Genomic DNA, 25,426 nt, shown 5'->3' with positions numbered 1-25,426 from the left:
CTGGGGAGAGGTGTCAGGAGGTGGGTACGCCGAGGGCGGGGAGGACCACGGCGTCGATGTACGAATGCAGGAAGGCCTGGGTCGGCGGCTGGGCCTCGATGAGCGCCCGGACGACGAAGCCGCCGGCCAGCATGTGCACCACGAAGTCCAGCGCCGGGCAGTCCGCCCGGATCTCGCCCCGGTCGACGGCGCGTTGCAGCAGTGCGCGGAACTCGGCCATCTCCGGTTCGATGAGCTGGTCCCGGAAGGCCTGTCTGAGGTCCGGGTTGGTGTGCATCGCCATGGCCAGGGCCCGCATCAGCGCGGAGTTCTGCTCCATGACGCAGTCGTCCTCGCGGGTGACGAGGGCGTGCAGGTCGGTGCGGAGCGTTCCGGTGTCGATCGTGTCGAGCCGCACCGGTTTGCCGTGCCGCATGGCCCCCACGACGAGCTCGGCCTTCCCGCCCCACTGGCGGTAGAGGGTGGCCTTGCTGGACCGGGTGCGGGCGGCGACGGCGTCCATGGTGAGGGAGTCGTAGCCGACCTCGCGGAGCAGGTCGAGCACCGCGGCGTACAGCTCCGCCTCACGCTCGGGCGTGATGCGGCTGCGGCGCCCGGTCGCGACCTCGGCCATGTCTGCCGCCTTCCCGCTTGGAACGACACCGTTTCGTACACGAAGAATGTAGCGCACCCCTCTAACGAAACGAAACCGTTTCGTACGTGTCCTGGGTCACGACTGTCGGTTCGGCATAAGTTGCTGCGGCCCATACCCGGGCAAAGCATGGGAACGTGAGCTATCTGCGCCTGCCGCACCTCAGCGGCGACCTGCTGTGCTTCGTGGCCGAGGACGACCTCTGGCTGGCGCCGCTCGACGGAGCGGGCCGTGCCTGGCGCCTCACGGTGGACCGCACGAAGGTCGGCCCTCCCCGCTTCTCCCCCGACGGGCGGCACATCGCGTACACGAGCTGGCGCAGTCTGGTGCCCGAGATCCACCTGGTCGCGGTGGACGGCGGACCGGCCCGCCAGCTGACCTACTGGGGCAGCACCGACACCCGGGTGTGCGGATGGGCGCCGCCCGACGAACACGGCGGCACCGACATCCTCGCCGTCACCTCCCACGGCGAGCCGTTCTCCTACTTCACCTGGGCCTACAAGGTCGGCACCGACGGCTCCCCCGGCCGCAAGCTGCCCTGGGGGCCGGTCTCCGACCTCCAGGTCGCCGACGTGGACGGCGGCCACAAGACCCTGCTGCTGACCGGGACGCCGCCGCACGAACCGGCCTCCTGGAAGCGGTACCGGGGCGGTGCGACGGGCCGGCTGTGGTTGCACGGGCAGCGGCTGCTCGCCGACATCGGCGGGCATCTGGCCTGCCCGATGTTCGTCGGCGGCCGGATCGCCTTCCTCTCCGACCACGAGGGCGTCGGCAACCTCTACTCCTGCGCCCCCGACGGCTCCGACCTGCGCCGGCACACGGACCACGACGCCTTCTACGCCCGGCACGCCTCCAGCGACGGCACGCGGGTGGTGTACCAGTGCGCGGGCGACCTGTGGATCGTGGACGACCTGTCCGCCGACTCGGTCCCGCGCCGGCTCGAGGTGCGGCCGAGCGGGCCGCAGGCGGGCCGCCGCCTCTACCAGGTGCCGGCCGCCCAGCACGTCGACGGCATCTCCGTCGACGAGACGGGCCGGGCCAGTGCGGTCGTCGTACGCGGCTCCCTGCACTGGCTGACCCACCGCGACGGCCCCGCCCGCACCCTCATCGACACACCCGGTGTGCGCATCCGGCTGCCGGAGATGCTCGGCGAGACCGGCCAGGTCGCCTACGTCACCGACGCGGACGGCGAGGACGCCGTCGAGATCACCCACCTCCCCCGGGCCAGCGGCACCCGCCCGCTGCGCCGGCTCGCCTCGGGCCGCCTCGGCCGCGTCCTGGAGACGGCCTCCGACCCCGCCGGCGAACGCCTGGCCCTCGCCTCCCACGACGGCCGCCTGCTGCTGCTCGACGTAAGCGATGTGAGCGACGTGAACGAGGGGGAGCCGGCGGAGGCGTCCGAGGGGGCGGAGGGGCCGGAGGCGGCCGCGGGTGCCTCGCCGAGCGGGGAGACCTCCGCCGGTCCGGATACCGCCGAGGGCCCCGCGGACGCCGGTGCGCCCGCCGCGACCGGTGCGACGGAAGGTCCGGCCGTCCCCGACGCGACGGACGGTTCGGCCGACCGTCTCACCGAGTTGGTGCGGTCCGTGAACGGGCCCGTGCGGGACCTGGCGTTCTCGCCCGACGGGGCATGGCTGACCTGGTCGCATCCCGGGGTCGGGCGTTCGCTGCGGCAGATCAGGATGGCGCGGATCCAGGACCGCCTGATCGTCGACGTCACCAACGGCCGCTTCGAGGACGAGAACCCGGTGTTCACCCGGGACGGCCGGTATCTGGCCTTCCTGTCCTGGCGCGGCTTCGACCCGGTGTACGACGTGCACACCGGCGACCTGTCCTTCCCGCTCGGCTGCAAGCCGTACCTCGTTCCGCTGTCCTCCGCGACCCCGTCCCCCTTCGCGCTGAACCCCGAGGGGCGGCCGGCGGCGGGCGGTCTGGACCCCGTCGAGGACGAGGAGACCGGCGAGTCCGGCGCGGTGACCGTGGAGGTCGAGGGCCTGGCGAACCGGGTCACCCCGTTCCCGGTCATCGCCTCCAAGTACTCGGCGCTGCACCCGGTCGCCGGCGGTGGCCTGGTCTGGCTGCGCTGGCCGATCTCCGGCGCCCTGGGCGAGACGTTCGTCAACCCGGACGACATCACCGGCCGGCCGACGCTGGAGCACTTCAACATCAGCAAGGCCAAGAAGTACGAACTCGTCGGTCACCTGGACTGGTTCGCGGTCAGCGGCGACGGCACCCGGCTGGTCGTCGTCGACGAGGGCGAGCTGCGCGCGGTGCCGTCCACGGAGATCGGCGACAGCGACACGACGACCTGGATCGACCTGCGCCGGATCCTGCACGTGGTCGACCCGGCCGCCGAGTGGCGCCAGTCGTACGAGGAGGCGGGCCGGCTGATCCGCACCTACTTCTGGGAGCCGGACATGTGCGGCATCGACTGGGACGCGGTGCTCGCGCAGTACCGCCCGCTGGTCGAACGCGTCGCGTCCCCGGACGAGTTCGCCGACCTGCTGCGCGAGGTCCTCGGCGAACTGGGCACCTCCCACGCCTACGTCTCCCCCGCCCGCCGCAACGAGGGCCCCGCGCACTACCAGCGCCTTCAGGGTCTGCTCGGCGCCAACCTGATGTGTCGTGACGGCCGTTGGGTCGTCCGGCGGATCCTGCCCGGCGACTCCTCCGACTCCAAGGCCCGCTCCCCGCTGGCCGGCGCGGGCATCCGCGAGGGCGCGGTGCTCACCCACGTCGACGGGCGCCCGGTGGATCCGGTGACGGGCCCCTACCCGCTGCTCGCGGGAACGGGCGGCACGACGGTGGAGCTGACGTTCTCCCCCGCGGAGGGCCAGGGACCGCCGCGCCGGGTCGCCGTCGTGCCGCTGGTCGACGAGCGCCCGCTGCGCTACCAGGACTGGGTGGCCAAACGCCGGGCCGTCGTACGGCAGTTGAGCGGCGGTCGATGCGGCTACCTGCACATCCCCGACATGGGCGGCTCCGGCTGGGCGCAGTTCAACCGGGACCTGCGCATGGAGGTGTCCCGGCCCGCGCTGATCGTCGACGTCCGCGGCAACGCGGGCGGTCACATCAGCGAGTTGGTCATCGAGAAGCTGACCCGCACCATCCTCGGCTGGGACCTGACCCGCAACGCCCAGCCGGTGTCGTACACCTCCGACGCGCCCCGCGGGCCCGTCGTGGCCCTCGCCGACGAGGCGACCTCGTCCGACGGCGACATGATCACGGCCGCCTTCAAACTGCTCAAGCTGGGGCCCGTGGTGGGCCAGCGCACCTGGGGCGGGGTGGTCGGCATGACCGGCCGGCACCGCCTCGGCGACGGCACGGTGATCACGGTGCCGATGAACGCGGCCTGGTTCGACGCCTACGGCTGGTCCGTCGAGAACCACGGCGTCACCCCCGACGTGGAGAGCCTGCGCACCCCCCTGGACTGGGCCGAGGGCCGGCACGTCGAGATGGACGACGCGATCGAACTGGCCCTGGAACTGCTGGCCGCCAACCCGGCGGCGATCCCGCCGGACTACCGCGACGTACCCGACCGTTCGCGGCCGAAGCTGCCTCCACGTCGCTGAGCGAAGGGACTTGAGCGGCCGGACCCGTCTCGCCGGGCTCACACGGCCGGACTTGAACGGCCGAATGCGCGGTGTCCGTCTCACGCAGCCGGACCTGCGCACTGCCGAGCGGCCGGACTTGCGCGCCGCCGAGCGGCCCGACCCCGGCACCACAGCACGGACATGGGGTGCCCCGGCATCCGGGACACCCCACACCGTCACGGCCGAGGCCGAGCGCAGCAACAACGCTGACTACGGGCCGTGGTTAGCGGTCGTAGTCCTGGTTGAGGCGGTCTTCCATCTCGTCCGGCGTGTCGTGGCCGTCCTGACGCCCGCGCTCGCGCGGCTGGGACGGGCGCTGCCCGGCCTTCTCACGGCCCTCGCCGGGGCGGCCCTCGCCGGGGCGGCCCTCGCCGGGGCGGCCCTCGCCGGGGCGCTGCCGGCCCTGCTGCTGCCGCTGCTCGGACGGGTCCTGGTACTTGTCCTTCATACCCATGCTGTTCACTCCCGTGTTGGGTGAGTGGGATCCCCAAGTGGGCTAGGGGATCGGCCTCGACCAGATTCACACGGGCGGTGACCCTGCGCATGTCGATCAGTGACGTTGCGTAGCCGGTGCGGATCGGTGCCGCTCGTCGGCCGCGCCACCCGCTCCGACCAGCCCGGTCCGCACCCCCGACAGGCGGTCCGCGAAGCGCCGTACCTCGCGCTGCCCCACGGTCCCCACGACGCCCGGCAGCCACCCGCGCACGCCCTGCATCCCGCGCAGCCACCACTGCCCGTACACATGGGCGGCGCGCCGCTCGATCCCGGCCACGATCCGGTCCACCGCCGGCCCCAGCGGATAGGTCCGGCCGGCCGGCCACGGCAGCCGCTGCCTCAACTCCCGCATGACGTCGTCCTGATCGGCCCCACGCACCATGTCGGTGTCGGTCCACGACAGGTAGGCGACGCCCACCCGCACGCCCCGGTGGCCGACTTCGGCCCGCAGGCTGTGCGCGTACGCCTCCACACCGGACTTGGAGGCGCAGTACGCCGTCATCATCGGCGCCGGGGTGATGGCGGCGAGCGAGGCGATCTGGAGCAGGTAGCCGCGGCTCGCGGTGAGCGCCGGCAGGAACGCCCTCCCGGTGACCGCCGATCCGATGAGGTTGACCTCGATCACCCGCCGCCAGGAGTCGGGGTCGGAGTCGGCGAACGGACCGCCGCTCGCCACACCCGCGTTGGCGACCACGATGTCGACCCTGCCGAACCGCTCCTCGACCTCCGCCGCGACCCGGGCCATCGCCTCGTGGTCGGTGACGTCGGCATGCCAGTGGGCGCTCTCGCCGTGCAGCCGCTTGCCGACTTGTTCGAGCAGGTCCGGCTCCAGGCCGACCAGCGCGATCTTCGCGCCCCGCGCGGACAGTTTGCGGGCGAGCAGTTCGCCGACGCCCCGCGCGGCCCCCGTGACGACCGCGACCTGCCCCTCCAGGCTCACCCTGCTCATGCACCCTCCCTGATCCGTGCCTCGTCGTGCTGCTCGTATGCGCTTCCACGGCCGGTGACCTGGCCGGGGACGTGACCGGCACCATGGCCGGTCGGCTGACCGGGTACGTGACCGGTGACGAGTTCCCGGATCTTCGCGGTGACCAGCCCAGGTGCCTCCACCGGCGCCATGTGGCCGAGCCCCGGAAGCTCGGTCAGGCCGAGGCAGTCGGGCAGCGCGGCGGCCAGCGCCCGCGCGTGCTCCGGCGGGGTCAGCCGGTCGGCCGTGCCCGCGACGACCGCCACCGGCACCCTCAACTGCCGTACGTGGTCGTCTAGATCGAGCCGGTCCAGCACCTGCGACCAGGCGTGGCGCACCCGGCGCGGACAGGCGTGCACGATCCGTGCGCACACCTCGACCATGTGCAGCGCCGAACCGGGGCCCATCGTGGCGTACTTGAGGATCCGCCGGGCGAGCGGAGTGACCGGCCCGAGCGGCGCCCGGGAGCCGAGGACGCGACGGGTCAGCCAGGTGCGCGGCCGGCCGGCCCGGATCGGTACGACGGTCGACCGGGCGACCAGCCGTGAACTGCCCGTGCTGCACAGCAGAACGGCCGCCGCGTGCTCCTGGAAGCCGGGTCGGCCGGCCGCTGCCATCACCGTCATCCCGCCCATCGAGTGTCCCGCGACCACGGCCTTCTCGCCGGGCGCGAGCGTCGCCGCGAGTACGGCTTCGAGGTCGTCGGCGAGCGCGTCGGTGCCGTATCTCCGGCTCGCCGGGCTGCGTCCGTGGCCGCGCTGGTCGTAGGCGATGACGCGGTGGTCGGCGGCCAGATCCCGGATCTGCGCGGCCCAGAAGGCGGTGGAGCAGGTCCAGCCGTGGGCGAGGACGACGGCCGGGGCAGCGGGGTCGTCCACCGGCCCGTGCACCTCGACGTGCAGCCGGGCCCCGTCGGCGGAGACGGCGGTGAGTTCGCGGGCGGGGACGGGAGGGGCGTACGGATCCGGGGCAGCGTGGTCTTCCGGACGGCCCCCGGCCGTCCGGCGGGCGGGACGGCTCACGCGTCCACCTCCACGGGCCGCCGCGCCGGGGTGCGGCCGGCCGCGCCCTGGGACCCGGGTGCCCGGAGGACCTGGTACTCCGCGAGATCCACCCGCCGTGTGGCCTGCCGGAACTCGGTGGTCGTACCGGGCCAGACGGTGGTGTTGCGGCCGCCCGCGTCGAGGTACCAGCTGGTGCAGCCGCCGGTGTTCCACACCGTGCGCTTCATGCGCTCCTGCACCTTGCGGTTCCAGGCGTTCACGGCGCTGGGCCGGGCGTCGAGGGCGACCCGGCCGCCGAGGACGCGCAGTTGGCGCAGGTAGTCGGCCAGGTAGTTCAGCTGGGACTCGATCATCAGGATCATCGAGGAGTTCCCGAGGCCGGTGTTGGGGCCGATGATCGTCATCCAGTTCGGGAAGCCGGCCGCGGACGCCCCGCGCAGCGCGGCCATGCCGTCCTTCCAGCTCTCGGCGAGCGTACGGCCGTCCGCGCCGACGACCCGCTCGGCGATCGGCATGTCGGTCACGTGGAAGCCGGTGCCGAAGACGATCGCGTCCACCTCGGCCTCGGTGCCGTCGGCGGCGACGACGGTCGACCCGCGGACCTCGCTCAGTCCGCTGGCGACGACGTCCACGTTGTCCTGCGCGAGTGCCGGATAGTACGTGCTGGACAGCAGTATCCGCTTGCAGCCGATGCGGTAGTCGGGGGTGAGCTTGGCCCGCAGGTCCGGGTCCTTGATGGCGCGGGACATGTTGAGCCGGGCCAGCCGCTCCACGAAACCGAGTTGGCCCGGATGCCTGGTGAACGCCTGGACCTGCAACTCCCGGATGCCCCACAGCAGTCCACGGCGCAGTTGCGCGGTCAGTGGCAGCGCGCGGTGCATCCGGCGCTCGACGCCGCTGATCTCGCGGTCGACGCGGGGCATCACCCACGGCGGGGTGCGCTGGAAGAGGGTGAGCCGGGCGACCTCGGGCTGGATGGACGGCACGATCTGGATGGCGGAGGCTCCGGTGCCGACCACGGCGACCCGCTTGCCCGCGAGGTCGTGGTCGTGGTCCCAGCGGGCGGAGTGGAAGACCTTGCCGGGGAAGGAGTCGAGCCCCGGTATGTCCGGGACCTTCGGTTCGGACAGCGGACCGGTCGCGCCGACCACGACGTCGGCCGACAGGTTCCCGCTCGTGGTCTCGATGTCCCAGCGCAGCTTCTCGGCGTCCCAGGTCATCCTCGTGACCTCGGAGTGGAGGCGCAGGTGCGGGCGGAGGCCGAAGACGTCCGTGACGTGTTCCAGGTAGGCGCGGATGTGCTCCTGCCCGGAGAAGGTGCGCGGCCAGTCGGGGTTGGGCGCGAACGAGAACGAGTACAGGTGCGAGGGCACGTCGCAGGCGCATCCCGGATAGCTGTTGTCTCGCCAGGTGCCGCCGACGCCGCCGGCCCGCTCCAGCACGACGAAGTCGGTGATCCCCTCCCGGCGCAGCCGCACGGCGGCGCCCAGTCCGCCGAAGCCGGACCCGATCACCGCCACCCGCACATGCCGGTCCTCGTGCTCGTGCTCGTGTTCGTGCTCGGCCATTGAGCGCCCCTCCCATGACTCGCGTTACAGCGACCCGCGTGCAGCCTTCAGCGACTCTGCCAGTGAACACTGGCGCAATGGGGAGAGTAGAGGAGGTCCGTACCGACCGGTAGGGGGCGGCAGAGGAAAAGTTACCGCCGGTACAACATAGGCTGCTGCCGTGGCAGGAGAAGGTGGAGCACGCGGCGGCCGACGCGAGTACCGCATGGAGGAGCTGGCCCGGCTGGCCGGTATCACCGTGCGCACCCTGCGCTTCTACCGCGAGCGCAAACTGATCCCGCCGCCGCGCCGCGAGGGCCGTATCGCCTGGTACGACGACCACCACCTGGCGCGCCTGCGTACGATCTCGGCGCTGCTGGAACGCGGTCACACCCTCAACGGCATCGCCGAACTGGCTGAGGCCTTCGACCACGGCCGCGACGTCGGCGATCTGCTGGGCCTCGGCGCCCCCACCGAGGAGACCCCGGTCCGCCTGACCCCCGAGGAACTCGCCGACCACTTCGCGGGCGAGGTCACCGCCGAGAACCTGGCCGCCGCCATGGAACTCGGCTACCTGGGCACCGACGGCGACGAGCTCGTCCACATCAGCCGCCGGCTGCTGGACGTCTCCGCCGCCCTGGTCCGCGAGGGCATCCCCCTCGCCGAAGTCCTCGAAGCCGGCCGCCGCGTCCGCGAACACGCCGACGCCCTCGCCGAGCTCTTCACCGCCCTGATCCTGCGTCACGGTCCCGAGGACGACCTGAAGCGGCTGCGGCCGCTGGCCAAGAGCGTGGTGGAGGCGGAAGTGTCGATGGCCCTGGACCGGCGGCTGCGCAAACAGCCGTAGTGACGGCTAGAGGTCGTACACGACCGTCACCGGGGCGTGGTCCGACCAGCGCTCGGCGTGCGTGGCCGCCCGCTCGACGTACCCCTTGACGGCCTTGGCGGCGAGCCCGGGCGTGGCCACCTGGAGGTCGATGCGCCATCCCGTGTCGTTGTCGAAGGCCCGCCCCCGGTAGGACCACCAGGTGTACGGCCCCTCGCCGTCCGGGTGCAGTTCGCGCACGACGTCGGCGTACCCGCCGGTCTCGGGGGCGAAGACCGTGCTCAGCCACTCCCGCTCCTCCGGGAGGAAGCCGGAGTTCTTGGTGTTGCCGCGCCAGTTCTTGAGGTCGGCCTGCCGGTGGGCGATGTTCCAGTCGCCGCAGACGAGCACCTCGCGGCCGTCGGCGGCGGCCCGCTCCCGCAACTCCTTGAGATGGGCGAGGAACTCGTCCATGAACCGGACCTTCTCGTCCTGCCGCTCGGTGCCGACCTCGCCGGAGGGCAGGTAGAGGCTGGCGACCGTGACGCCGGGCAGGTCGGCCTCGACGTAGCGCCCGCTGCCGTCGAACTCTGCCGATCCGAACCCGATCCGGACCCGGTCGGGTTCGCGGCGGGTGTAGAGGGAGACGCCCGCGCGGCCCTTGGCGGCGGCCGGCGCGTGCACGACGTGCCAGCCGTCCGGCGTGCGGACGTGCTCCGCCAACTGGTGCGGCTCGGCGCGCACCTCCTGGAGGCACAGCACGTCGGCCCCGGTCCCCGCGAGCCACTCCACGAAGCCCTTCTTGGCGGCGGCGCGCAATCCATTCACATTGACGGAGGTCACAGTCAGCAAAACGCTCTCCTTGCCTTCACCGACGACCCCCTCCAGACGCGTTGACGGAGGTCACAGTCAGCACCCGGGCACCCTACCGGCACACTGGACGAGGTCTTCCCGGAGGCCACCTGTCCCGACATCCGCATCGACAGACGGTTCCCACATGAACATCCGCCCCGTGCCCTTCGACCACCCCGACGCCGTCAAGCTGAACGACGAGGTACAGGCCGAGTACCACGTCCGCTACGGCGACGGTGGCGACGCCACGCCCCTCGACCCGGTCGACTTCCGGCCGCCGAACGGCGCGTACCTGATCGCCTACGACGAGGACGGCACCCCCGTCGCCACGGGCGGCTGGCGCAGCCGGGACAAGAACACCGAGGGCAACGAGGACGGCGACGCCGAACTCAAGCGGATGTACGTGATCGAGTCGATGCGCGGCCGCGGTCTGGCCCGCCGCATCCTCGCCGCCCTGGAGGACGACGCCCGCGCCGCCGGGCGCCTCCGCATGGTCCTGGAGACCGGCGACCAACAGCCGGAGGCCGTCGCCCTGTACGCCTCCACCGGCTACGAGCCGTGCACGAAGTTCGGCTACTACCGCGAGTACGAGTCGAGCATCTGCCTGGCGAAGCCGCTCCAGTCCTGACGCGAGGCCCCTCCCGCCACGGCGCGGCGGAAGGGGCTCTCGGTTCGCCCTACCAGCTCTAGTGGATGACGTTGCGCAGGGTGGTGGGCGCGGCGCCCACCGCCTGCGACGTACGCCTCACGAAAGCGGGACCGATGTTTCTGTGAGCCCCGCGTGACACGTCAAAGCCCCGGTCGGTTTCCCGACCGGGGCTTTGAGCTGCGTGGACCTGAGGGGATTTGAACCCCTGGCCCCCTCGATGCGAACGAGGTGCGCTACCGGACTGCGCCACAGGCCCTTGCAACGAGTGAAACTCTAGCATCCTCGCTGGGGTGGTTGGTAATCCGTTCCCTGGCTGGTCAGGGGCGGGAGTCACTCGTTGGCCGCGCGGCGGCGGTCGCCGTCCTCGTACTGGTCGAAGAGGGGGGTGCGGCCGCGCTCGCGGGAGCGGCGGGCCGAGGCGGCGCGGCGGGCGTCGGTGCGGCCGTCGGCGGCGGACCTGTCCTCGGCGTGCGGCGGAGGCTCGGGCGCGGCCGGGGCCGCCTCCTCCTGCTCCGGCACCGCGGCGGACGACCGCGCCGAGCTCCAGGCGTCCGGAGCACCGAGGTCCACGTCGGAGGTGGCCCGCGGGGCGACCGGGGCGGTGACGTAGGTGGGCAGCGGCACCGGAACCGGGTCCCAGCTGTCGCCCTGGCCGGGGCGGCGCTGGCGCTCGCGCTGCTGGTCGAGCCACTCGGCGTGGTCGGTCTGCTCGACCAGGGCGCGCCGGTCGGCGGCGAGGGAGGAAAGGCCCGGGTCCGTCTCCGGTTCAGGCCCCGCCTCCGGTTCGTCCGCGGCGGGGTCCAGGGGCGTGCGCCGACGCGGCTGGCGACGGCTCTCACGCAGCCGCTGCGCGGCGACCTCGGCGCGGCGGCGGTCCATCTGGTAGGCGAAGCGGCGCCGCTCCTGGGAGCGCAGGTACGCGATGTACGCGCTGAGCATCACGGCGGGCACTCCGGGCGCCCACAGGAAGGTGAGCCCGCCGACCGCGGCGACGATCGCGCCGAGGGTGAAGGCGAGGAAGAGGAGGACGGTGGTGCGTCTGCGGCGTGCGAGGACCTTCGTGCGCCGGGCACGCGCCGCGGACACCTCCGCGCGGGGCGTGCGCCGGGCCGCGGTGACCCGCGGACGCGCGGACGCGTCGGCGGGCGGGGCCGCCGACGGGGACGCGGCCCGGGCGGCCGGCTTGCCGGTCCGGTCGCGCTCGTCGTGGCCGCGGACCGGCTCCCGTTCCTCCCGTGCCGGCGGCTGCTGCCGCTCCGGCGACCGGCCCGGGGGCATGGCGAAGGCCCGGACGTCCACCGAGTCGGTGACGGCGTCCGGCTCCCCGTCGGCGGGCTCCCCCTCCTCGGCGGAGCGCGCCCTGAGGTCCTTGGCGTACCGGCGCTCCATCCCCGCCCGTCCGGACAGGAACCGGATGGCGGTGCTGAAGCGTTCCGTCGGACGGGCCTCGTTCAGCTCGTCCTGCCTACGGAGCCACATCGGCACCAAGTAGGCGGCCCAGGCCCCGACGATGACTGCGTAGATGAGGCCGCTGCTGCTCACGCCTCACACGGTAGAGGGGTTTGCATGAGGCCATCTGCCAATTGCGCCGGTGTGTCGCACGATCTGGCTGATATTTCGAACTTTTTTTGCGATCGATGTGATCAGCAGGACGTCAAGGACGCGAATTCAATGCCACCCGGACGATCGCGAGCGGGTCCGGTTCGGATCGCAGGTCGATCAATTTCGAACATTCATTCAATTTCCGGGTGAGGCGGGATTCTCCTTCGGCGTCCTCAGGGCCCGGGTTCGGCGCCAGCGGTTCAGCAGCCCCTCGGGCACCTCTTCCGCGGTGAGCGCGAACACCATGTGGTCGCGCCACGCGCCGTCGATGTGGAGATAACGGGGCCGCAGACCCTCCTCGCGGAATCCGAGTTTCTCCACCACCCGCCGGCTCGGCCCGTTCTCGGGCCGAATGCAGACCTCGATGCGGTGCAGTCCGACGGTGCGGAAACAGTGGTCCACGACCATCGCCACGGCCGTCGGCATCACCCCGCGGCCGGCCACCGACTCGTCGACCCAGTAGCCGACGTGACCCGAGCACATCGAGCCCCAGGTGATCCCGGCGACGGTCAACTGCCCGACCAGCCGCCCCTGGTACTCGATGACGAACGGCAGCATGCGGCCCGCGTGCGCCTCGGACCTGAGGTGGCGCACCATCTGCCGGTAGGTCGGCCGGTGCGTGATGGGCCCGCCGGGCGTGGGCGGCGGAATCGTCGCCTCCCAGGGCCTGAGCCAGTCCCGGTTGCGCCGGTTCACCTCGCGCCAGGCCCGCTGGTCGCGCAGCTTTATCGGCCGGAGGACGACATCGCCCTCCGCGAGCACGACGGGCCAGGATGGGCTGTTCAGCTCGCACCCCCACTACCGGCACCGGGTCTGACGTGGTCGCCGCCGCGCAGCTGGTCGACGGCGTGCTTCAGCACGGGCTCCAGAACGGCCAGTCCGTCCTTCACCCCGCCCGTGGAGCCCGGAAGGTTGACGATCAGCGTCCCTCCGGCCACTCCGGCCAGCCCTCGGGACAGCGCCGCGGTCGGCACCTTCCGCATGCCGAACGCCCGGATGGCCTCCGCGATTCCCGGCACCTCGGCCTCGATCACCCGGCGGGTCGCCTCGGGCGTGCGGTCGGTGGGCGAGACGCCCGTGCCGCCGGTGGTGACGACGGCGTCGTACCCGGCCTCGACGGCGGCGCGCAGCGCGGCCTCCACCGGGTCTCCGTCCGGTACGACCTGCGGCCCGTCGACGGCGAAGCCGAGGCGCCGGAGGCCGTCGGCGACCAGCGGACCGCCCGTGTCCTCGTAGACCCCGGCGGCGGCCCGGTTGGAGGCCGTGACCACCAGAGCGCTGTACGGCGCGCGCAGTGCGTCTCCGGCCGATGCGTCCAGTGTCATGCCCGGCTCCAGTCGCCCGACTTGCCGCCCGTCTTCTCCTCCACGCGCACGTCCGTGATGACCGCTCCCTTGTCGACGGCCTTGACCATGTCGATCACGGTGAGCGCGGCGACGGACACCGCGGTGAGCGCCTCCATCTCGACGCCCGTGCGGTCCGTGGTCTTCACCGTGGCCTCGATCTCCACGGCGTCGTCCGCGACCGACAGTTCCAGTCTCACACCCGACACCGACAGCGGGTGGCACAGCGGGATGAGGTCCGGTGTGCGCTTGGCGCCCATGATCCCGGCGATCCGCGCGGTGGCGAGGGCGTCGCCCTTGGGCACCCCCTCGCCGCGCAGCAGCTCGACCACGCGGGGCGAGACGAGGACGCGACCGCTGGCGCGGGCGGTGCGCGCGGTCACGTCCTTGCCGGAGACGTCGACCATGCGGGCGGCGCCCGCGTCGTCGATGTGCGTCAGCCGGTCCGGCGCTGGAGGTCCGGGGGTCTCCCCCCGGGAAGGCACAGTCATGATCGTGTGGGGCTCCCGGTCCGGGCCCGTCGCCGTGCGGCGCACGGGCCTGTTGTGCGCGACACGGTACCGCCACCCCGGACGGCTCAGCCGAGCAGGACCACCTCGACCTCGGCACCGGGCTCGACGGACTCGGCGTCCTCGGGGACGACGATGAGCGCGTCGGCCAGCGCGAGGGCCGCGATCAGATGGGATCCGGCGCCGCCCACGGGCCTGACCTCGCCGTCGGCGTACACCCCGCGCAGGAACTGCCTGCGTCCCTTCGGCGAACTCAGCGCCCGGTCCGCGGCCAGCGTCGCGCGCACGGTCGACCGGTGGACGTCCTGAAGGCCCATCAGGGTGCGGATGGCGGGGCGGACGAACAGCTCGAAGGAGACGTACGACGACACCGGGTTGCCGGGCAGGGCCAGCAGCGGCACGTGGTCGGCACCGACGGTCCCGAAGCCCTGCGGCTTGCCGGGCTGCATGGCGAGCTTGCGGAACTCCACGCCGCCACCCGGCTCGTCCTCGTCGCCGACGTCGGACAGTGCCTCCTTGACCACGTCGTACGCCCCCACGCTCACCCCGCCGGTGGTGACCAGCAGGTCGGCGCGGACGAGCTGGTCCTCGATGGTGGACCGCAGGGTGTCGGCGTCGTCGGCGACGGCGCCCACCCGGTAGGCGATGGCGCCCGCGTCCCGGGCGGCCGCGGTCAGGGCGAAGCTGTTGGAGTCGTAGATCTGGCCGTCGCCGAGCTGCTCGTCGGGCTGGACGAGTTCGCTGCCGGTGGACATCACCACCACGCGCGGGCGCGGACGCACCAGGACCGTGCCGCGGCCGATCGCGGCGAGCAGCGCGATCTGCGGCGGCCCGAGGACCGTACCGGCCCGCAGGGCTCGCTCGCCCGCCTCCACATCGCTGCCCTTCGCGCGCACGTGCGCGCGTGCCTCAGCCGGCCGGTACACGCGTACGTGCCCGTCGGCGCCCTCGGGGGCAAGGCTCCGGGCGCGCATCGCGCTCACCGGGCCCTCGCCGAGCCCGCCGTCGGTCCACTCGACGGGGACGACCGCCTCGGCGCCGGGCGGCAGCGGGGCACCGGTCATGATCCGCGCCGCTTGTCCCGGCCCCACCCGGAGCAGGCCGGCCGCGCCCGCCGCGACGTCCCCGACGACCTCCAGGACGGCCGGGAACTCCTCGCTCGCGCCCGAGACGTCCGTGACCCGTACCGCGTAGCCGTCCATGGAGCTGTTGTCGAACGGCGGCAGCGAGAGCGGCACCGTGACGTCGTCCACCAGGACACAGCCCTGGGCATCGAGCAGTTGCAGCTCGATGGGTTCCAGGGGGCGGACGGTGGTGAGGATGTCCTCCAGGTGCTCGTCCACCGACCACAGGTGGTCCGGGCCGGCGGTGCAGGGCTCGGCGCTGCTCAACGTCGTTACATCTCCTCGACTACGTACCGCTGAAGCCAGGCCCTGAAGTCCGGGCCCAGGTCCTCACGTTCGCACGCGAGTCTGACAATGGCACGCAGATAGTCGCCACGGTCCCCGGTGTCGTAGCGGCGGCCCTTGAAGACGACGCCGTGCACCGGGCCGCCGGCCCGCTGCTCGTCGGTGGTCGCCGACGCGTGCGCCTCGGCCAGGTGCTGAAGGGCGTCGGTGAGCTGGATCTCACCGCCGCGGCCGGGCTCGGTCTTGCGGAGTATGTCGAAGATGTGCGGGTCGAGGACGTAACGGCCGATGATCGCGTAGTTGGAGGGGGCCTGCGCCGCGTCCGGCTTCTCGACCAGGCCGGTCACCCGGACGACGTCGCCGTCCTCGGTGGCCTCCACGGCCGCGCAGCCGTAGAGGTGGATCTGCTCGGGCGCGACCGCCATGAGGGCGATCACACTGCCGCCGTAGGTCTCCTGGACCTCGATCATCCGCTGGAGCAGCGGGTCGCGCGGGTCGATCAGGTCGTCGCCGAGCAGGACGGCGAAGGGCTCGCTGCCCACGTGCGGGGCCGCGCACAGCACGGCGTGACCCAGGCCCTTGGGGTCGCCCTGGCGGACGTAGTGGATCGACGCGAGGTCGCTGGACTCCTGCACCTTGGCGAGCCGCTCGCCGTCGCCCTTCTTCTCCAGGGCGGACTCCAGCTCGTAGTTGCGGTCGAAGTGGTCCTCCAGCGGCCGCTTGTTCCGGCCGGTCACCATGAGGACGTCGTCGAGGCCCGCGGAGACGGCCTCCTCGACCACGTACTGGATCGCCGGCTTGTCGACGACCGGCAGCATCTCCTTGGGAGTGGCCTTGGTGGCCGGCAGGAACCGGGTACCAAGACCTGCCGCGGGAATGACAGCCTTGCTGATCCTGGGGTGCGCCTGTGTCATGGCCGCAACCCTATCCGCTGCCTTTGCGCGGAATCTGCCTCTCCGGTTAATTGACTCTCATATGAGCAGACATACCGGCATAAGGAAGGGTACGGAAGGACCAGTGAGCCACAACGGACACGACGCCGAGCCTGCCAAGCGCACCTTGCGGCGAGAAATCCTCACGGTGAGGAAGACATTGACCGTGGATGAAGTGCGGGAGGCGGCGCACGCGCTGGCGGAGCGCGCCCTGGAGCTGCCCGAGCTGACGCGGGCGCGCACGATCGCCGCGTACGTCTCCGTGGGCACCGAACCGGGAACACCGCCGCTCCTCGACGCGCTGCGCGCGCGGGGCGCGCGTGTGCTGCTGCCCGCGCTGCTGCCGGACAACGACCTGGACTGGGGCGCGTACACCGGGGAGGGTTCCCTCACGCGCGTGCAGCACGGCGGGAGGATGGCGCTGTTCGAGCCGGCCGGGGAGCGTCTCGGCCCGGACGCCGTGGCGACGGCCGACGTGGTCCTGCTGCCCGGTCTCGCCGTCGACGCGCGCGGGATGCGCCTGGGCCGCGGCGGAGGGTCCTACGACCGTGTCCTGGCCCGCCTGGAGGCGGCGCGGGCGCATCCCGCCCTCGTGGTCCTGCTGTACGACACGGAGGTCGTCGAGCACCTCCCCGAGGAACCCCACGACCGGCCGGTGCAGGCCGTGGTGACACCTTCGGGGGTACGCCGCTTCACCTGACGCGCACGGCTTCCGGCACGGCCGGTACCGCTTCGGCCGCCGGCACGGCTCGGGCACGGCGAAGGCCCTCCACGCGCGCGTGGAGGGCCTTCGCCGCCGTTGTGGCCTCAGCGGCTCACGGCTTGAGCACCAGTGTGTCGCTCGTGCTCTGGTCGACCGCGTTCGGCGAGAAGGACCACGAGAGAAGCTCACCCTTGGCCCACTTGCCCGTCTGGTCGGTGTAGTGGGCGCTGAAGGCGTGCCCGGAGGCGCCGGTGAGGTTGATCCACTTGGACTTGTCGAGGTCGTCGAGGTTGACCACCATCCGCATGGACGGCACCCACACCACGCCGTAGCCGCCGGCGGCGTTCCAGCCGGAGGCGTTGACCGCGGCCTCGCCTCCGCTCAGCTTCCAGGGCCCGCGGTTGAGGACGTACTTCAGGACGCCGGGTCCCTCGGTGCCCAGGGTCTGGTTCTTCAGGAACAGGCGGTGCAGCCGGCCCCAGCTCCAGGTGTCGATGTCCTTGCCGAGCTTGGCGGTCAGCTCCCAGCGGGCGTCGATCATGGCGCGCTTGAACAGCTCGTCGCGGTTGTCCGCCTTGGGGCGGGTGCCCGACGCCGGAGTCTTCCACCAGTCGCTGTCCGGGCTCTCGACGAGCCCCCGGACCACCTCGAACCAGCGGTCGCCGCCGTCCGGCTGCGCCTGGTCGGCGTCGCGCTGACCGCACTCGCGGACCTTCTGGTTCTCGTCGGCCGGGCCCGTGTTGCCGGTCGGCTCCACCCACAGGCACTGGCCCTTGACCCGCAGCTCCTTGGGCAGCTTGTTGCCGAAGGCCAGCTTGAGGATGTTGCGCCAGACGGCGTTGAAGTACGCGGCGGCGGCCGAGTCGGCGTCCTGCGTGCGGCCCCAGCCCTCCAGCAGCTTCTGCGCCTCGCGGACGTCCTTGTCGCCGATGTCGATGTTCAGCAGCTTGGGCACCAGCAGGTTGGCGATCGCGCTGCTGTTGTCCATCTGCATCTGGCGCATGTCGTCGGTGGAGATCTTGCCGCCGCCGTCGATCTTCTTCTGGATCAGGTCGGTGATCCGCCGGCTGCGGGTGCCGTAGCCCCAGTCCGTGGTGAGCGTGTACGGGTAGGACTTGGGGTCGACGACGGCCTGGTTGGCGGTGACGATGTAGCCGCGCTCGGGGTTGTACTCGTAGGGCAGTTCCTGCGGCTTGATGTAGCCGGTCCAGTCGTAGCCGGAGTCCCAGCCCGGCGACGGGACGGAGCCGTCGTCGTTCTTCGCGCGCGTGGGGATGCGGCCGGGCAGCGTGTAGCCGATGTTGCCCTTGGTGTCGGCGTAGATCAGGTTCTGCGAGGGCACGTCGAACAGCTCCGCGGCCGACCGGAAGGACTTCCAGTCCTTCGCGCCGTTCATGGCGAAGACGGCGTCCATGCTGGTGCCCGGCTCCAGCGCGGTCCACTTCAGGGCGATCGCGTAACCGTCGCCGCGGTCGGGCGCCGCGGTGTTGACCGCCGCCTTCTTGCCGACCGCCATCAGCTCGTCGGAGCGGTCGGACAGCAGGGGCATTCCGTCGCTGGTCTCGCGCACGACGATCGTCTTGGACTGGCCGCCGGCGACCTTGATGGTCTCCTCACGGGTCCGGAACGGCACCGTCTTGTTGTCGCGCAGGTAGCCGTCGCCGCTGAGCTTCTCCAGGTAAAGGTCGGTGACGTCGACACCGGAGTTGGTCATGCCCCAGGCGATGTCCTGGTTGTGGCCGATGATCACACCGGGCATGCCCGCGAAGGTGTAGCCGGTGACGTCGTACGGGCACGCCTTGGAAAGCTCGCGGCAGTGCAGGCCCATCTGGTACCAGACCGAGGGCAGCGAGGCCGACAGGTGCGGGTCGTTGGCGAGCAGCGGCTTGCCGGTGATCGTGTACCGCCCGGAGACGACCCAGGAGTTGGAGCCGATGCCGTTGCCGTTGACGCCGACGGCCGTCGGAAGGCCGTCCAGGACGTCGTGGAGGCCCATCAGCTGGCTCTGCACACCGGAGGTGCCGCTCGCGTCCGTCGCGGTGCCGGTGACGCCGCCCGTGCCCGTGGAGTCGGCCGAACCGGGCGTACCGGTGCCGGTCGAGGTGCCGCCGCTCGTGCCCGTCGTGCCGCCGCTCGCTTCGAACGCCTGGGTGAGCGTGCTGTACTGGCCCTCGCTGACAATCGGCTTGTTCCGGCTGTACGGGTAGTCCGGGTAGAGGTCCTTGATCTGCTTCGGGCCGAGGCGGCTGGTCATCAGGGCCCGGTCGATCTCGTCCTGCATGTTGCCGCGCAGGTCCCAGGCCATCGCCTTCAGCCAGGCGATGGAGTCGACCGGAGACCACTGCCCGGGCTTGTAGTCGTTGGCGAAGCCCAGGGCCGCGTACTCCAGGGAGATGTCCTTGGCTTCCCGTCCCTTGAGGTAGGCGTTGACTCCCTGGGAGTACGCCTGGAGGTACTTCTTGGTGGAGGCCGACAGCGTCTTGTCGTACTCCTGCCGGGCGACCCGGTCCCAGCCCAGAGTGCGCAGGAACTCGTCGTTCTTGATCTGGCCCTTGCCGAACATCTCCGACAGGCGCCCGGAGGTCATGTGCCGACGCACGTCCATCTCGTAGAACCGGTCCTGCGCCTGGACGAAGCCCTGCGCCATGAACAGGTCCTCCGAACTGGAGGCGTAGATCTGCGGAATGCCGTTTCCGTCCCGTTTGACGTCGACGGGTCCCGACAGGCCCTGCAGCGTGATGGTGCCCTTGGTCTGCGGGAAGGAGGCGCGCACGGTGCTGACGGACCAGTAGGCGCCGTAGGCGGTGCCTCCGACGAGGGCCAGGACCAGGACAAGCGCGACCAAGCGGGCTTTCCGCCCCTTCTTCCTGCCGGACTTGCCGGCCTTGTCACCCGTTGAGGCGGTGGTGTTCGGGGGCATCGCTGTCCTTGCTGTCCTAACGCGAGCGGCAGGTCGGGCTGTGACTTCGAATGAGCGCTGGAGCAACCATAGGCGCAGGGCCCGGTAGCACTTGACGCGGAGTCGGGTCCAGCCGCGGCGAGACGTCTCCATCTCGTCACGGGACGCGTCAAGAAAGCGTCAAGAGTTAGGTAAGGTAACGAAGTAAACCGGGAACTCGCGGAAGGAACCGCTGCTGACTGTTCACCACCTCAACCAGCTCCTGCTCGCCTGCTCGGTCGTCCTGCTCGTCGCGGTCGCCGCGGTCCGGATCTCCTCGCGCAGCGGGCTCCCCAGCCTGCTCGTCTACCTGGGGATCGGCGTCGTCATGGGCTCGGACGGCCTCGGCGGCATCCACTTCACCAACGCCGAACTGACCCAGGTCATCGGCTACGCGGCCCTCGTCGTGATCCTCGCCGAGGGCGGTCTCGGCACGAAGTGGAAGGAGATCAAGCCGGTCCTTCCATCCGCCACCGCCCTGGCGGTGGTCGGCGTCGCCGTGAGCGTCGGCGTCACCGCGGCCGCGGCCCACTACCTCAGCGGCCTGGGGTGGCGTCAGTCGCTGATCATCGGCGCGGTGGTGTCCTCCACGGACGCGGCGGCCGTCTTCTCGGTGCTGCGCAAGATCCCCCTGCCCGCGCGCGTGACGGGCACGCTGGAGGCCGAGTCCGGCTTCAACGACGCCCCGGTGGTCATCCTGGTCGTCGCCTTCTCCACCGCGGGACCGATCGAGCACTGGTACGTCCTGGTGGGCGAGATAGCCCTGGAGCTGGCCATCGGCGCGGCCATCGGCCTGGCGGTGGGCTGGCTCGGTTCCTGGGGTCTGCGGCATGTGGCGCTGCCCGCCTCCGGCCTCTACCCGATCGCCGTCATGGCGATCGCGGTCACGGCGTACGCCGCCGGCGCGCTGGCCCACGGCAGCGGCTTCCTCGCCGTCTACCTCGCGTCGATGGTGCTCGGCAACGCCAAGCTGCCGCACTGGCCCGCCACCCGCGGCTTCGCCGAAGGACTCGGCTGGATCGCCCAGATCGGCATGTTCGTCATGCTCGGTCTGCTGGTCACCCCGCACGAGCTGCTCGACGACGTCTGGCCCGCCCTCGTCATCGGCCTGGTGCTGACCATGGTCGCGCGCCCGCTGGGCGTGGTGGCCAGCCTGCTGCCGTTCCGGGTGCCGTGGCAGGAGCAGGCCCTGATGTCCTGGGCCGGACTGCGCGGCGCCGTGCCCGTCATCCTGGCGACGATCCCCATGGTGAACGGGGTCGACGCCACCCACCGCATCTTCAACATCGTCTTCGTCCTGGTCGTCGTCTACACCCTCGTGCAGGGGCCGACCCTGCCCTGGCTCGCCCGCAAGCTGCGGCTGGGCTCCGGCGAGGAGGCCGCCGACCTCGGCATCGAGTCGGCGCCCCTGGAGCGGCTGCGCGGCCACCTGCTGTCCGTCGCCATCCCCGCCGGGTCCCGGATGCACGGCGTCGAGATCAACGAGCTGCGGCTGCCGTCCGGGTCCGCGGTCACCCTGGTCGTCCGCGAGGGCAAGTCGTTCGTACCGCTGCCGACCACCACCCTGCGGCGCGGCGACGAACTCCTCGTGGTCGCCACCGACCCGGTCCGGGAGGCGGCCGAACAGCGCCTGCGCGCGGTCGGCAAGGGCGGCAAGCTGGCCGGATGGCTGGGCGCCGGCGGAGCGGGGGCGGGCAGCCGAGGCTGAAGGGGTGTTCCCCGCGCCCCTGTACGATGAGGACGCACCCTGATCGAACCAACTCTGCCTGACGCAGAGCTGGCGCGACCGTATGGCGGCCGGGTAGTCCCCCGCAGTGGGCGCCGGTATCTACCGCAGTTTGCGCAAGAGGACAGCTCTCGGCGCGCCCGCACGCCCGGGCCCGCGCTACCAGGCGGCAGAAAGGCACGGCCGTGGGATCCACGGTCACCAACACCGAACCGGCGTCGACCGCGACGGCATCCTCCCGCCCTGGATACGGGCAGTTGCTGCGCACCCGCGGCGCCTGGACGTTCCTGCTCCCCGGTTTCGCCGCGCGCCAGCCGTTCGCGATGCTCACCATCTCCATCGTGCTGCTGGTGCAGCACACCACCGGCTCCTTCGGGGCGGCCGGCGCCACCGCGGCCGTCACCGGCGTCTCCATGGCGCTGTTCGCGCCCTACAGCGGACGCCTCGCCGACCGCTACGGGCAGCGCGCGGTACTGGTCCCCGGCGTTCTGGCGCACACCCTCGCGGGACTGACGCTGACCGCGCTCGCCCTGGCGCACGCCCCCCTGTGGGCGCTGTTCGCGGCGGCCGTGCCGACCGGCGCCTCAGTGCCACAGGTCGGTCCGATGGTGCGCGCCCGCTGGGGCGTCACGCTCAAGGACTCGCCGCTGATGACCACCGCGGCCGCCTTCGAGTCCGTCACCGACGAGCTGACGTTCGTCCTCGGCCCCCTCCTGGCGACCGCCCTGTGCACCACCGTGGCCCCGGCCGCCGGGCTGGTCACGGAGGCCGCGCTGACCCTGGTCGGCGGTCTGCTGTTCGCCGCGCAGAAGCGCACCCAGCCGTCCGTCACCGGCGATGGGCACGCGCGCGTGGAGCACACCTCCGCCCTGCGCGTCCCCGGGGTGCGGGTGCTGATCGCGACCTTCCTCGGCATCGGCTCGGTCTTCGGCGGCATGCAGGTCTCGCTGGCCGCGTTCACCGAGTCGATCGGCGAGCCCGGCCTCAACGGCGTGCTGTACGGAACCTTCGCCGCGGGCAACATGCTCTCCGGCGTCGTCTGCGGCGCCATCGCCTGGAAGGCCGCCCCGCAGCACCGTCTCCTCGTCGGCTACACCGCCCTGGCGCTGGCCGCGTCCGCGCTGTGGACCGCGCACTCGGTGCCGCTCCTGGCGGCACTCGGCCTCCTGGTCGGCATGTGCATCGCACCCACTCTGATCACCGGCTACACCCTGGTGGAGAGCCTGGTCCCGGCCGGCGCCCGCACCGAGGCGTTCACCTGGCTCACGGGCGCGGTCGCACTCGGCCAGGCGGCGGCGGTCACCGTCGCCGGGCAGCTGGAGGACCGCCTGTGGGGCGGAGCCGGCTTCCTGGTGCCGATGGCCGGCACGGTGCTCGCCCTCCTCACCCTGGTCGCCCTCAGATCGCGGCTCGCGGCCCGGTCGCACGGCCGCACGGTCGCACGTGGCGTCGGTCACCGCGCTCACGTCACAGTGGACTGATCCTCGGGAATACGTCACTATGGACCGTCGTTAGCACTCATCGAGTGAGAGTGCCAGGAGGAAGACAGTGCCCACCTATCAGTACCAGTGCACCGAGTGCGGCGAGGGCCTCGAGGCGGTGCAGAAGTTCACCGACGACGCGCTCACCGAGTGCCCCGGTTGCGGTGGCCGCCTGAAGAAGGTGTTCTCCGCGGTCGGCATTGTCTTCAAGGGATCCGGCTTCTACCGCAACGACAGCCGAGGCTCCTCGTCGAGCAGCAGCCCGGCGTCGTCGTCGAAGTCGTCGAGCTCGTCTTCTTCGGGTTCCTCGTCTTCCTCGTCGGAGTCTTCCTCCGGCTCGTCCTCCTCGTCCGGCTCGTCGGGGTCGTCCTCGACGTCCACGAGCTCGGCCGGCAGCTCCGCCGCCTGACGTCTTCCTTCCGGGACCCCGCCGTCGTGGGACGGTGGGGTCCTCGGCGTGTGCGCGGGCGCTAGTGTGCTGGTCATGGCGAACGCAGACATCGGTGTCATCGGCGGTTCCGGCTTCTACTCGTTCCTCGACGACGTGACCGAGGTCCGGGTGGACACGCCGTACGGGGCACCCAGCGACTCCCTCTTCCTCGGTGAGGTCGCCGGCCGGCGGGTCGCCTTCCTGCCCCGGCACGGCCGGGGCCACCGCCTCCCGCCGCACCGCATCAACTACCGGGCCAACCTGTGGGCGCTGCGCTCGGTGGGCGTGCGCCAGGTGCTCGGGCCCTGCGCGGTGGGCGGGCTGCGCCCCGAGTACGGGCCGGGCACGCTGCTCGTGCCCGACCAGTTCGTCGACCGTACGAAGTCCCGGGCGCAGAGCTACTTCGACGGGCTGCCGCAGCCCGACGGCACGATGCCGAACGTCGTGCACGTCTCACTGGCCGACCCGTACTGCCCGGTGGGCCGGACCGTCGCGCTGAAGGCGGCGCGCGGGCGGGACTGGGACGCGGTGGACGGCGGCACCCTCGTCGTGGTGGAGGGACCCCGCTTCTCGACCCGGGCCGAGTCGTTGTGGCACCAGGCGCAAGGCTGGTCGGTGGTGGGCATGACCGGCCACCCCGAGGCGGCGCTCGCCCGTGAACTGGAGCTCTGCTACACCTCGCTGACGCTGGTCACCGACCTGGACGCGGGCGCGGAGACCGGCGAGGGCGTCTCGCACGAGGAGGTGCTGCGGGTGTTCGCGGCCAACGTGGAACGGCTGCGGGGCGTTCTGTTCGACGCGGTGGCCGCGCTGCCCACGACCGAGCAGCGGGACTGCCTGTGCGCCGGCGCGCTGGGCGGGATGGACCCGGGGTTCGCGCTGCCGTAGTGGGGCGGAATTGCTCCTTCGGGTGAGGGGGTTGTCCACAACCGGCGGGTAGCACACGGGCTCCGACGGGCGGCGGCGCGATGCCTCATCGTGGGCGTGGCAAGCCGAAATCCCCGTCGCTGGTGGTGGTCCGCATGTCCCTGCCGTCTCCGTCCTCGCCGTCTCCCCACTCTCCGTCTCCCTCCTCTCCGTCTTCGTCCTGGCCGTCGCCGTCTTCTCCGGTGCCGCCCGCTCCCCTGCCCGCCCCGCCCCTGCCTTCCTCTCCGCTGCCCTCACCCTTGCCGGGGCGCTCTGCTTCCTCGGCGCCCCTCACGCGGTCCTCTCCGTACGCGCCCGGTACGGACGCCCCGGCCACGTGTGAGGTACCGCACTTCGCGCCGGTGCGTGTGCGCGGCGGGCGGTACGGGCTGCGCCGGCTCGTACGGCACCGGGGGCGTGCGGTGGCGGCCGGGCTCGCCGTGACCGCGGCCGCGCTCGTGGCGGCGGGCCCGCGGGATGCTCCAGACCCCCCTCGCGGCGGACCGGCCCGCGGACAGCCCTCGCCGGCCGACGGAGCCGGTCAGGCCGCCGGGCGACGCGACGCGGACGAGGTGCGCACGGTGATCGCACCCGTGCGCATCGCGGACGCGGCCACGGTCCGGCTGCTGCGCCCCGGCGACCGGATCGACGTGATCGCCGCGGAGGATCCGGCGACAGGAGGGCAGGCCCGGGTGATCGCACACGGCGCCCGGGTGGCCAAGGTCCCGGAGCCCGTGGACGACGCGGCCGGGGGCGGGGCACTGGTGGCGCTGTCGGTACCACGCTCCACCGCGGCAGGGCTGGCCGGGGCGAGCGCGACGGCCAGGCTGGCGGTGACCCTGTGGTGAGCCGTAGGTTGCGGAGCTGTTTGTTCCGCACGTTGCAATTGCATGTCCAAGGAGGG

22 protein-coding genes and 1 tRNA gene are annotated in these 25,426 nt (G+C 71.9%); 9 read left to right on the top strand and 14 right to left on the bottom strand.

Annotated features, from left to right (window positions below; all coding sequences use genetic code 11):
• Positions 1 to 13: 13 nt before the first annotated feature.
• Entirely contained in the window at positions 14 to 613 is a 600-nt protein-coding gene (locus ACIQFZ_RS15890) for a TetR/AcrR family transcriptional regulator (protein ID WP_365775582.1), read from the bottom strand.
• A gap of 155 nt (positions 614 to 768) precedes the next feature.
• Here ACIQFZ_RS15890 and ACIQFZ_RS15885 point away from each other — a divergent pair, with 155 nt between their 5' ends.
• Positions 769 to 4,203, top strand: a complete 3,435-nt coding sequence (locus tag ACIQFZ_RS15885; protein ID WP_402691460.1) for a S41 family peptidase — start codon at positions 769 to 771, stop codon at positions 4,201 to 4,203.
• 244 nt (positions 4,204 to 4,447) lie between these two features.
• On the opposite strand, the gene ACIQFZ_RS15880 is transcribed toward ACIQFZ_RS15885, so the two are convergent.
• The 4 genes from ACIQFZ_RS15880 to ACIQFZ_RS15865 all read right to left on the bottom strand — a co-directional run bounded on the left by ACIQFZ_RS15880 (position 4,448) and on the right by ACIQFZ_RS15865 (position 8,258).
• Positions 4,448 to 4,678, bottom strand: a complete 231-nt coding sequence (locus ACIQFZ_RS15880) for a hypothetical protein (protein ID WP_402691459.1) — start codon at positions 4,676 to 4,678, stop codon at positions 4,448 to 4,450.
• 96 nt (positions 4,679 to 4,774) lie between these two features.
• Positions 4,775 to 5,668 (bottom strand): SDR family oxidoreductase, encoded by an 894-nt coding sequence (locus tag ACIQFZ_RS15875; RefSeq protein ID WP_365432744.1) that lies wholly within the window; start codon positions 5,666 to 5,668, stop codon positions 4,775 to 4,777.
• Positions 5,665 to 6,708, bottom strand: a complete 1,044-nt coding sequence (locus tag ACIQFZ_RS15870) for an alpha/beta fold hydrolase (protein WP_402691458.1) — start codon at positions 6,706 to 6,708, stop codon at positions 5,665 to 5,667. The genes ACIQFZ_RS15875 and ACIQFZ_RS15870 overlap by 4 nt, the downstream gene beginning before the upstream one ends.
• Positions 6,705 to 8,258 (bottom strand): NAD(P)/FAD-dependent oxidoreductase, encoded by a 1,554-nt coding sequence (locus ACIQFZ_RS15865; RefSeq protein WP_365775578.1) that lies wholly within the window; start codon positions 8,256 to 8,258, stop codon positions 6,705 to 6,707. Before ACIQFZ_RS15865 ends, ACIQFZ_RS15870 begins: the two co-directional genes overlap by 4 nt.
• Before the next feature lie 205 nt (positions 8,259 to 8,463).
• Here ACIQFZ_RS15865 and ACIQFZ_RS15860 point away from each other — a divergent pair, with 205 nt between their 5' ends.
• Positions 8,464 to 9,084, top strand: a complete 621-nt coding sequence (locus ACIQFZ_RS15860) for a MerR family transcriptional regulator (RefSeq protein WP_361412088.1) — start codon at positions 8,464 to 8,466, stop codon at positions 9,082 to 9,084.
• A 6-nt stretch (positions 9,085 to 9,090) separates the two neighbouring features.
• Here ACIQFZ_RS15860 and ACIQFZ_RS15855 read toward each other — a convergent pair whose 3' ends face one another.
• A complete protein-coding gene (locus ACIQFZ_RS15855; protein ID WP_365432735.1) occupies positions 9,091 to 9,894 on the bottom strand; it encodes an exodeoxyribonuclease III in 804 nt (267 codons plus the stop codon).
• A gap of 145 nt (positions 9,895 to 10,039) precedes the next feature.
• On the opposite strand from ACIQFZ_RS15855, the gene ACIQFZ_RS15850 reads away from it, so the two are divergent.
• On the top strand, positions 10,040 to 10,522 hold the full coding sequence (locus ACIQFZ_RS15850; protein ID WP_376651962.1) for a GNAT family N-acetyltransferase: 483 nt from the start codon (positions 10,040 to 10,042) through the stop codon (positions 10,520 to 10,522).
• A gap of 203 nt (positions 10,523 to 10,725) precedes the next feature.
• On the opposite strand, the gene ACIQFZ_RS15845 is transcribed toward ACIQFZ_RS15850, so the two are convergent.
• The 7 genes from ACIQFZ_RS15845 to galU form a co-directional block, all read right to left on the bottom strand.
• Positions 10,726 to 10,799, bottom strand: a tRNA-Ala gene (locus tag ACIQFZ_RS15845).
• Between the two features lie 74 nt (positions 10,800 to 10,873).
• Complete coding sequence (gene glpR / locus ACIQFZ_RS15840) at positions 10,874 to 12,085, bottom strand: gephyrin-like molybdotransferase receptor GlpR (RefSeq protein ID WP_402691457.1); 1,212 nt, start codon at positions 12,083 to 12,085, stop codon at positions 10,874 to 10,876.
• A 195-nt stretch (positions 12,086 to 12,280) separates the two neighbouring features.
• Positions 12,281 to 12,907 (bottom strand): GNAT family protein, encoded by a 627-nt coding sequence (locus ACIQFZ_RS15835; RefSeq protein ID WP_365433266.1) that lies wholly within the window; start codon positions 12,905 to 12,907, stop codon positions 12,281 to 12,283.
• A gap of 20 nt (positions 12,908 to 12,927) precedes the next feature.
• Positions 12,928 to 13,470 carry a MogA/MoaB family molybdenum cofactor biosynthesis protein gene (locus ACIQFZ_RS15830; RefSeq protein ID WP_365433269.1) on the bottom strand — a complete coding sequence of 181 codons (543 nt, stop codon included), beginning with the start codon at positions 13,468 to 13,470 and terminating at the stop codon, positions 12,928 to 12,930.
• Positions 13,467 to 13,979: a cyclic pyranopterin monophosphate synthase MoaC gene (gene moaC / locus ACIQFZ_RS15825; protein WP_326802854.1), complete on the bottom strand. Its 513-nt coding sequence runs from the start codon at positions 13,977 to 13,979 to the stop codon at positions 13,467 to 13,469. The genes ACIQFZ_RS15830 and moaC overlap by 4 nt, the downstream gene beginning before the upstream one ends.
• Positions 13,980 to 14,065: 86 nt before the next feature.
• Positions 14,066 to 15,388 carry a gephyrin-like molybdotransferase Glp gene (gene glp / locus ACIQFZ_RS15820; RefSeq protein ID WP_402691456.1) on the bottom strand — a complete coding sequence of 441 codons (1,323 nt, stop codon included), beginning with the start codon at positions 15,386 to 15,388 and terminating at the stop codon, positions 14,066 to 14,068.
• 5 nt (positions 15,389 to 15,393) lie between these two features.
• Positions 15,394 to 16,320, bottom strand: a complete 927-nt coding sequence (gene galU, locus ACIQFZ_RS15815) for a UTP--glucose-1-phosphate uridylyltransferase GalU (protein WP_365433275.1) — start codon at positions 16,318 to 16,320, stop codon at positions 15,394 to 15,396.
• Between the two features lie 103 nt (positions 16,321 to 16,423).
• Between galU and ACIQFZ_RS15810 the strand changes: the two genes are divergently transcribed.
• The gene (locus ACIQFZ_RS15810; RefSeq protein WP_365433278.1) at positions 16,424 to 17,038 is read left to right on the top strand and encodes a 5-formyltetrahydrofolate cyclo-ligase; all 615 of its coding nucleotides are present in this window, start codon (positions 16,424 to 16,426) and stop codon (positions 17,036 to 17,038) included.
• Positions 17,039 to 17,153: 115 nt separating this feature from the next.
• Here the strand turns inward: ACIQFZ_RS15810 and ACIQFZ_RS15805 are convergent, their stop codons facing one another.
• Positions 17,154 to 19,961, bottom strand: coding sequence for a penicillin acylase family protein (locus tag ACIQFZ_RS15805; RefSeq protein WP_402691455.1), 2,808 nt, complete (start codon positions 19,959 to 19,961; stop codon positions 17,154 to 17,156).
• A gap of 214 nt (positions 19,962 to 20,175) precedes the next feature.
• Between ACIQFZ_RS15805 and ACIQFZ_RS15800 the strand changes: the two genes are divergently transcribed.
• The 5 genes from ACIQFZ_RS15800 to ACIQFZ_RS15780 all read left to right on the top strand — a co-directional run bounded on the left by ACIQFZ_RS15800 (position 20,176) and on the right by ACIQFZ_RS15780 (position 25,370).
• Entirely contained in the window at positions 20,176 to 21,687 is a 1,512-nt protein-coding gene (locus ACIQFZ_RS15800; RefSeq protein ID WP_365433046.1) for a potassium/proton antiporter, read from the top strand.
• A 203-nt stretch (positions 21,688 to 21,890) separates the two neighbouring features.
• Positions 21,891 to 23,186, top strand: a complete 1,296-nt coding sequence (locus ACIQFZ_RS15795; protein WP_402691454.1) for an MFS transporter — start codon at positions 21,891 to 21,893, stop codon at positions 23,184 to 23,186.
• Positions 23,187 to 23,253: 67 nt separating this feature from the next.
• Positions 23,254 to 23,595, top strand: coding sequence for an FmdB family zinc ribbon protein (locus ACIQFZ_RS15790; RefSeq protein WP_365433037.1), 342 nt, complete (start codon positions 23,254 to 23,256; stop codon positions 23,593 to 23,595).
• Positions 23,596 to 23,670: 75 nt separating this feature from the next.
• On the top strand, positions 23,671 to 24,504 hold the full coding sequence (locus ACIQFZ_RS15785) for an S-methyl-5'-thioadenosine phosphorylase (RefSeq protein ID WP_383056580.1): 834 nt from the start codon (positions 23,671 to 23,673) through the stop codon (positions 24,502 to 24,504).
• Between the two features lie 251 nt (positions 24,505 to 24,755).
• Entirely contained in the window at positions 24,756 to 25,370 is a 615-nt protein-coding gene (locus ACIQFZ_RS15780; protein WP_383056625.1) for a hypothetical protein, read from the top strand.
• The last annotated feature ends 56 nt before the right edge of the window (positions 25,371 to 25,426 follow it).

Source organism: Streptomyces sp. NPDC093064 (genome assembly GCF_044754605.1).
Lineage (GTDB): Bacteria > Actinomycetota > Actinomycetes > Streptomycetales > Streptomycetaceae > Streptomyces.
This window is presented reverse-complemented; position numbering and strand designations above follow the sequence as displayed.

Coding starts and splice junctions, on each gene's coding strand:
- galU (WP_365433275.1), bottom strand. CDS start 16,320: ATGACACAGGCGCACCCCAGGATCAGCAAGGCTGTCATTCCCGCGGCA.
- ACIQFZ_RS15890 (WP_365775582.1), bottom strand. CDS start 613: ATGGCCGAGGTCGCGACCGGGCGCCGCAGCCGCATCACGCCCGAGCGT.
- moaC (WP_326802854.1), bottom strand. CDS start 13,979: ATGACTGTGCCTTCCCGGGGGGAGACCCCCGGACCTCCAGCGCCGGAC.
- ACIQFZ_RS15865 (WP_365775578.1), bottom strand. CDS start 8,258: ATGGCCGAGCACGAACACGAGCACGAGCACGAGGACCGGCATGTGCGG.
- ACIQFZ_RS15785 (WP_383056580.1), top strand. CDS start 23,671: ATGGCGAACGCAGACATCGGTGTCATCGGCGGTTCCGGCTTCTACTCG.
- ACIQFZ_RS15880 (WP_402691459.1), bottom strand. CDS start 4,678: ATGGGTATGAAGGACAAGTACCAGGACCCGTCCGAGCAGCGGCAGCAG.
- ACIQFZ_RS15850 (WP_376651962.1), top strand. CDS start 10,040: ATGAACATCCGCCCCGTGCCCTTCGACCACCCCGACGCCGTCAAGCTG.
- ACIQFZ_RS15830 (WP_365433269.1), bottom strand. CDS start 13,470: ATGACACTGGACGCATCGGCCGGAGACGCACTGCGCGCGCCGTACAGC.
- ACIQFZ_RS15860 (WP_361412088.1), top strand. CDS start 8,464: ATGGAGGAGCTGGCCCGGCTGGCCGGTATCACCGTGCGCACCCTGCGC.
- ACIQFZ_RS15875 (WP_365432744.1), bottom strand. CDS start 5,668: ATGAGCAGGGTGAGCCTGGAGGGGCAGGTCGCGGTCGTCACGGGGGCC.
- ACIQFZ_RS15805 (WP_402691455.1), bottom strand. CDS start 19,961: ATGCCCCCGAACACCACCGCCTCAACGGGTGACAAGGCCGGCAAGTCC.